Origin of the sequence: Novosphingobium sp. (assembly GCF_031424035.1) — a bacterium.
Classification (GTDB): Bacteria; Pseudomonadota; Alphaproteobacteria; order Sphingomonadales; family Sphingomonadaceae; genus Novosphingobium.
Genome location: NZ_JANPGP010000098.1, coordinates 1 through 4,815, shown reverse-complemented (window position 1 = coordinate 4,815; position 4,815 = coordinate 1). Strand labels below are relative to the sequence as shown.

5 protein-coding genes are annotated in these 4,815 nt (G+C 61.3%); all 5 read right to left on the bottom strand.

Features of this window, described 5'->3' with window-relative positions:
- Positions 1–149: 149 nt before the first annotated feature.
- On the bottom strand, positions 150–737 hold the full coding sequence (locus RMO89_RS13930; RefSeq protein WP_310533831.1) for a cytochrome c oxidase assembly protein: 588 nt from the start codon (positions 735–737) through the stop codon (positions 150–152).
- Positions 737–880, bottom strand: coding sequence for a hypothetical protein (locus RMO89_RS13925; protein ID WP_310533830.1), 144 nt, complete (start codon positions 878–880; stop codon positions 737–739). Before RMO89_RS13925 ends, RMO89_RS13930 begins: the two co-directional genes overlap by 1 nt.
- On the bottom strand, positions 877–1,785 hold the full coding sequence (locus tag RMO89_RS13920; RefSeq protein ID WP_310533828.1) for a heme o synthase: 909 nt from the start codon (positions 1,783–1,785) through the stop codon (positions 877–879). Before RMO89_RS13920 ends, RMO89_RS13925 begins: the two co-directional genes overlap by 4 nt.
- A 132-nt stretch (positions 1,786–1,917) precedes the next feature.
- A complete protein-coding gene (ctaD, locus tag RMO89_RS13915; protein WP_310533826.1) occupies positions 1,918–3,588 on the bottom strand; it encodes a cytochrome c oxidase subunit I in 1,671 nt (556 codons plus the stop codon).
- 27 nt (positions 3,589–3,615) lie between these two features.
- Positions 3,616–4,701, bottom strand: coding sequence for a cytochrome c oxidase subunit II (gene coxB, locus RMO89_RS13910; protein WP_409035558.1), 1,086 nt, complete (start codon positions 4,699–4,701; stop codon positions 3,616–3,618).
- Between the last annotated feature and the right edge of the window lie 114 nt (positions 4,702–4,815).

Genomic DNA, 4,815 nt, shown 5'->3' with positions numbered 1-4,815 from the left:
TCGGGCGGAAGAATGTGAAAATCGTGGTTCTTTGCGCCGGCCATGATGGTCCTCAAGTCCCTGTTGCAGCAAGCGGCGGGCGTGCCCGCCAAATTCGAATTTCCGGCCCCTTATCGCGCCCTGTCGGCGCGGTCCAGTCCTGTTGGCTTCTATTTCGCGGCGGTCGCGCGATCCTCGTGGAAAGTGTAGCTCAAGGTGATCTGCTGGATCGCCTTCGCTTCGGGGTCTTTCAGGATATCGGGATCGACATAATAGGTCACCGGCATGCGGATATCCTGCCCCGGTTCCAGCCTCTGCTCGGTGAAGCAGAAGCATTCGATCTTGGTGAAATACTTGCCCGCCTCGTCCGGTGAGACGTTGAAACTGGCGCGGCCGACGACCGGCCTGTCAGATGTGTTCTTCGCCGAATAGACCGCCATGGTCCGCGCGCCCAGCCGCACAGTCTGAGTGATCTGCTCGGGGCCAAACCGCCACGGCATGCCTTTGTCCACGTTGCCATCAAAGCGCACCGAGATCGTCCGGGCGCTGACATTGACAGTGCGGGCCTGCTCTTCGCTGATGCGCTGAGTCGTTCCGCCAAAACCGGTGGCCTGGCAGAACATGCGGTAAAGCGGCACCGAGGCCCATCCAAGGCCAAGCATGGCCAGCGCCAGCCCGCCGGCCATCAGGCCGACCCTCCTGTTACTTCTGGTGGGGCGGTTGCTCCTGGCAAGCGGACGAAGCGGAGCGCTGGCCATCAGTGCTGCATCTTGGCGATCGTGATGGCGAAGAACAGCACGACAAACGCGCCGAGCACCAGGGCCAGCACAAGGTTGCGCTGGCGGATCACCTTCTGGCGCTGCTCTTCGGTAATGCTCTTCTTCGGGTCAGTCATGGTCATACTCCGGCCAGCATCCGGTCAGCGACCAGTGCGGCAAACAGCAGGAAGAGATAGAGAATCGAATATTTGAATAACCGCTTTTCAGGCTTCATAGCATCGTCATCACCGGCGCGGGTACGCAGACCGACGGGGATGGCAAAGGCAAGGAACAGGCCCGATAGCAGCGCCGCACTGGCCGCATAGATCAGACCCGTCCCGCCCAAAAACCATGGCACCAGGCTCAGCGGCAGAAGGATTACCGAATAGGCAAGGATCTGCCGCCGGGTGGACTTTTCGCCGGCGACAACCGGCATCATCGGAATGCCAACCTTCGCATAATCGGTCTGCACGAACAGCGCGAGCGCCCAGAAGTGCGGCGGTGTCCACATGAAGATGATGAGGAACAGGACGACCGGCATCAGCGTGATGTCACCCGTCGCCGCGATCCAGCCGATCATCGGCGGAAAAGCCCCTGCCCCGCCGCCAATGACGATGTTCTGCGGAGTGCGCGGCTTGAGCCAGATCGTATAGACCACGGCATAATAAAAAATCGACACGGCCAGAATCACGGCCGCCAGCACATTGATCGCCAACCCCATGATCAGCACCGAGGCGGCAGCCAGTCCCACACCGAAATCGCGCGCCGAGGTCCGATCCATGCGGCCTGCCGGTAGCGGGCGCTTTGCCGTGCGCTTCATCCCGGCATCAATATCCGCTTCCCACCACATGTTGAGCGCTGCCGATCCGGCCGCGCCCATAGCGATGCACAGGATCGCGGTGAAGGCGAGCACAGGATGGATACGCGCTGGCGCGGCAAGATAGCCGCAAAGCCCAGTGAATATGACGAGGCTGATGACCCCGGGCTTGGTCAGCGAGAGGAAATCGCGCCAGTCGGCTGGCAGTGTCTGAGTCTGGGAAAGCGCCATTTGACCGCGCCTATAGGCCTGTCCGCCGCCAAGGGAAAGCGAGTCTTCGACGAAGTGCAAAACTGGCGCGCACACGCGAAAAACCCCGGGAGTTTCCTCCCGGGGTTCCTAGCTTGCCGTTGCTTTGCACCATTAATGGTGCGCCGCGTCCTCGATGACCGGCAGGGTTTCGAACTGGTGGAAAGGCGGCGGGCTCGACAAGGTCCATTCGAGCGTGGTGGCGCCTTCGCCCCAGTAGTTGTCTTCCGCCTTCTTGCCGGCGATGAACGCATAAGCAATGTTGACGAAGAAGATACCGATCGAAGCCGCCGTGATGGCGTATCCGACCGAAGAGACGTAGTTCCAGTAGGCAAAAGCCTGCGCATAGTCAGGGATGCGGCGAGGCATGCCTTCCAGCCCAAGGAAATGCTGCGGGAAGAAGATCATGTTCACGCCGATGAAGAAGACGATGAAGTGCAGGATCGCGAGGAACTCGGAGTGCATCTTCCCGCTCATCTTCGGGAACCAGTAATAGAAGCCCGCAAAGAGCGACGTCACTGCACCAAGGCTGAGAACGTAGTGGAAGTGCGCCACAACGTAGTAAGTGTCGTGCAGGTTGTCGTCGACGCCGCCATTTGCGAGGACAACGCCGGTCACGCCGCCGAGCGTGAACAGGAAGATGAAGCCGATCGCCCAGATCATCGGGCTCTTGAACTCCATCGAGCCGCCCCACATCGTCGCGATCCACGAGAAAATCTTGATGCCGGTGGGCACCGCGATCACCATGGTGGCCGCCGTGAAGTACATCTTCGTGTTCACCGAAAGACCGGTGGTGTACATGTGGTGCGCCCAGACGATGAAGCCGACGACACCGATGGCAACCATTGCGTAGGCCATGCCGAGGTAGCCGAAGACCGGCTTCTTCGAGAAGGTCGAGACGATCTGGCTGATGATGCCGAAGCCCGGCAGGATCATGATGTACACTTCGGGGTGGCCGAAGAACCAGAACAGGTGCTGGTAGAGGACCGGGTCACCGCCGCCGGCAGGATCAAAGAAGGTCGTGCCGAAGTTGCGGTCCGTTAGCAGCATGGTGATCGCCGCGGCCAGCACCGGCAGGGCCAGCAGCAGCAGGAAGGCGGTAACCAGCACCGACCACACGAACAGCGGCATCTTGTGCAGGGTCATGCCCGGCGCGCGCATGTTGAAGATGGTGGTGATGAAGTTGATCGCGCCCATAATCGAAGCGGCGCCAGCGAGGTGGAGCGAGAAAATCGCGAAATCCACCGCCGGGTTGCCCGCCGCGCTCTGCGTCGAGAGCGGAGCATAGGCAGTCCAGCCGATGCCGGCGCCCTGGCCCGTGCCGCCCGGAACGAATGCCGAGCACAGCAGCGAGATGAAGCCCGCAACCGTCAGCCAGAACGAGATATTGTTCATGCGCGGGAAAGCCATGTCCGGCGCGCCGATCATAAGCGGCACGAACCAGTTGCCGAAGCCGCCGATGATCGCCGGCATGACCATGAAGAACACCATGATCAGGCCGTGGGCGGTGATCAGCACGTTCCACAGGTGGAGCTGCTGATCGAAGGTCGGATTGGCAACGCCGAACCAGTGCGAGAAGGTCGCAAGGTACTGGATACCCGGCTGTGCCAGTTCAAGGCGCATCATGCCAGAGAAGGCGCCGCCCACGATCCCCGCGATGATCGCGAAGATCAGGTACAGTGTGCCAATGTCCTTGTGATTGGTCGACATGAACCAGCGGGCGAAGAACGCCGGCTTGTGGTCTGCGTCGTGATGACCGTGGTCGTGCGTAAGATCGTGAGCCATGTCAGTTCTAACCTTGTCTCAGCTCGCTCAGGCGCCGGGCGCCGCGGAAGCGGAAGGGGCGGCCGAAGCGTCGGCAGCAGGTGCGGCCGAAGCATCGGCGGCAGATTCGGAAGCGCCAACGGCGGGTGCGGAAGCCGCAGCAGCCGGTTCAGGCTGGCCGTCGATCTTCGCACCGGCATGGGTCATGACCCAAGCGTTGAACTTGTCACGCGGCAGCGCTTCGACGGCAATGGGCATGAAGCCGTGGCGCGCGCCGCACAGTTCCGAGCACTGGCCGTAGTACACGCCCGACTTTTCGATCTGCAGGACACGTTCGTTGATGCGGCCGGGAACGGCGTCGATCTTGAACCACAGGCTGGGCACGGCAAAGGCGTGGATCACGTCAGCGCCGGTGGCCTGAATGCGGATCTTTTCGCCGACCGGCAGGACGAGGCGGTTATCAACCTCAAGCTGCGCAGGGCCATCCCAGGGCTTGCTGCCGGCTTCGCGGATGCCCGCGTTGACGACCGGCTGGCCCTTCTGGTTGAGCATGTTCGAAATGACTTCGAAGCCGCCGTTGTCCGTATAGGAGTAGGTCCAGTACCACTGATTGCCGGTAACCTTTACGGTCAGCGCCTTTTCAGGGGCTGGCGTGTACTGGCTGGCGAGCAGACGGAACGAAGGCACCGCGATGACCACGAGGATCAGCACCGGCAGCAACGTCCAGACAATCTCGATCAGCGTGTTGTGGCTGGTCTTTGACGGCACCGGGTTGGTGCGCTTGTTATAGCGCGCCATGACCCAAAGCAGCAGGAACAGCACAAACAGCGTGATCACCACGATGATCGGCAGCAGGATCGCATTGTGCATCCACGCCGCATATTCGCCATCGGCGGAGAACTGTTTCTGGAAGCCGATGCCACCCGGGGTCGGCATGCCGATACCCTCGGTCGGCGTCATCGGGACATAGCTGCCCGCAGCCGGTGCGCCGGATGCGGTAGCAACCGCTTCCGCCGCAACTTCTTGTGCCTGGGCAATGCCCGTCATCATGGTTGCCCCTGCCAGCAAGGTCAGTCCCTTGAGGACCGATCCTGCATGCCGGATGCGTCCGACTGCCTTTACGCCAATTGTCATCACAGCTTTAGCTTTCCGCTTTCCTATGCCGGCGAGAGCGTTCCCTGTTGCCCGCCTCGCCTTCGATGAGGCCGAATTTGTCGGGGCCTATACGCGCGCTTGCGGGGCCACTCA